The organism is Steroidobacter sp. (genome assembly GCF_016790065.1).
Taxonomy (GTDB): domain Bacteria; phylum Pseudomonadota; class Gammaproteobacteria; order Steroidobacterales; family Steroidobacteraceae; genus Steroidobacter.
The window spans coordinates 1-2,470 of sequence record NZ_JAEUPY010000891.1; the positions used below are offsets into that span (position 1 = coordinate 1).

A 2,470-nucleotide genomic window follows, 5' to 3' on the forward strand; every position below is an offset into this window, starting at 1 on the left:
CAGGGACAGTGCGCGCGATGTTGCATTAGGTTGCTTGGTCGATACGACAAAGAAACAGGTCGGCTGCAGAATCGGACGGTTGGTCGCGATGTCGCCTTCCGCTACTCGATAGACCAACCATTGCCCATCTGCAGAGAGCCGGAGCATTTGCGGGGTTCGTATCGTGAGCAAATCCTCAAGATCGATGGACCGCTTCGCCCCGGGCCGCCGCACGAAGGTCACGTCCGATTCATCCAACGACATCGTTACTTTGTCGATGACGCCGAGCGAATTACCAAAGAAGTTCATTGAGTATCGAGCTTGACCTTCTTCGTCCGCCGTATCGAAGCGGTCGTAGTGAACATGACTCAGCGGCCCGCTGACGCCATGAAAGTCGAATGCCAAGCGTTTGCCGGACAAGTCGATGCGCACCACGCCATAGGCGGGATGCTCGTACTCTCCCGCGTAATCGGCCAGCGCATGTGAAGGGCGAGTGTTCCGTACTCGCGGCTCACCGGACTGAACGCGCGGTTGATTTCCAGCCGCTTTCTCGTTCGCTCGGTCCGCCAGTAGCCGCTCGCTCCAAGGCGTCGGTTGCAGATCGAGCAAACGTTCGTAAATGTGGTAGCCGATCGGATCGGGAAGTTCCTGCGTGTGCTCACCAATCGCGAATACGATGACACCGAGGCGTTCGGCGGGCATGAAGGAGATTTGCGAATGAAACCCCGGCAGGTCACCGCCGTGATAGTTGAGCGCATGCCCTCGGTAGACCGCCATGAGTCGTCCCATGCCGCCTACCGGACGCAGCAGTTCTCGCCAGCCGCGCGACTCGGCCGAATCATTGCGCAGCGGATTCGCCGGCTCGAGCGTCGCTTTCAGTACAGCCGTCGGCACCACCTGACGACCGGCGTAGCGCCCCTCGTTCATTAGAGCGACCAGCCAGTGAGAGGTGTCCTCGAGATTTGAAACCATCGCACCCGCTGGCGCCGCACCTGCATCGGCCGCGTCCCAGAGCGGCATCGGGTAGAGTTCCAACCCGACGCGCCGTTCGGTATAGGGCACAACGGCATTGGGCGCTGCGCGCAAGGTGCTAGCCACACCGAAGGTCGTGGCATGCATCGCAAGCGGATCCAGAATCCGCTGCCGCAGGAACGTAGCCCACGGCATCCCCGACTTGAGTTCGACGATGTGGCCGGCCGCCGCATACATCAGATTGTTGTACAGAAACCGTTCGCGCAGGCCGGCCACCGGCTCCAGATAACGCAGCCTGTCGAAAAGCTCCTGTCCCGTGAAACCAGAGCCATACCACACTGAGTCGTGTCGCGAGATTCCGGTGCGGTGTGCGAGCATGTCGCGCAACGTGATCGTGTTGGTTAGTTCAGTGCTGTTGAATTGAATCTGTGGCACCGTCTCCCGCACCGGCCGATCCCAGCTCAACTGTCCTGCTTCGACCAGCATGCCCGCCGCCACCGCGGTGAACAGCTTGGTGTTCGAACCGATCGCAAACAGCGTCTGCGCGTCGAAAGGGAGTTTGCGTCCGTAATCCCGGTAGCCGTACCCCTTCGCGATCACAACGTCATCGCCGACCACGACGGCGATGCCAAAACCCACGCCGTTCCAGTCCCGCAGGACTCCCTCCATGTACGCGTCGATGCCCTGCAGTCGCGCGAGTGCATCCGCCCGCCCCACCTGCACGTCACTCGCATGCGCGTCGCCATGCGCGGCGACCCACGACAACGTCAAAAGAGCGAGCGCCGCCAGCGAACGGCCAATGCCGATCGGAGGCGTCATCTCAATTGAACCTGTATCCGACCTGCACTCCGAATGTGCGAGGCCACGGTCTCGTGGCGCCGTCTTCAATGGAGAATGGGCTATCGAACTCCTCTTCGTTGAGCAGATTGCGCCCGTAGAGTTCTGCCCACCACCCGTCCCGCGACCAGCCCAGTTGCGCATTCAACAAACTGATGACCCCGGACTCGCTGTAGTATCGCGAAGGATCTGGGTCGATATAGCGAAGCCGGTAAGTGGTGCGCCCCTGCTGATTGAAGTCAACACGCGCAGTACCTTCGGCACCCGCCCCGCCCGGCCACGCAAACTGATACTCGCCGAACAGCGAAGCACTGTACTCCGGCACCAGATCCAGGTTGTCCCCTACCCAGTGGGTGGAATCGATGACCTGCACTTTGACGAACTTCGTGTCCAGATAGCTGGCCGACAGGCCGATCTGCAGGCCATTCACGGGCTTGAACGCCACCATTCCATCGATGCCGTTGATGCGCACGTCGCCCGCATTGGTGGTGATAGTTCCCCACACGATGTTGGCGGGATCGACACCGACGATTTGATAATCATCGTAGTCGCTGCGAACCACGGCGAGTTCGGCTCGGATGCGGTGATCGGAAGAGTTGAGCTTGACGCCGATCTCATAGGACCGGAGATTTTCAGGTTCATAGGGCGGCACCGTGCCACCGTTGAAGCCACCGCTGCGGAA

General features: G+C 60.5%; 2 protein-coding genes. Both read right to left on the minus strand.

Annotation, left to right across the window (positions count from 1 at the left end):
• On the minus strand, positions 1–1,770 hold a 1,770-nt coding region (locus JNL55_RS35780; protein ID WP_293866356.1), incomplete at its 3' end, for a serine hydrolase.
• A gap of 1 nt (position 1,771) precedes the next feature.
• Positions 1,772–2,470, minus strand: a 699-nt coding sequence (locus JNL55_RS35785) for a TonB-dependent receptor domain-containing protein (protein WP_293866359.1), incomplete at its 5' end; no start/stop codon positions are given.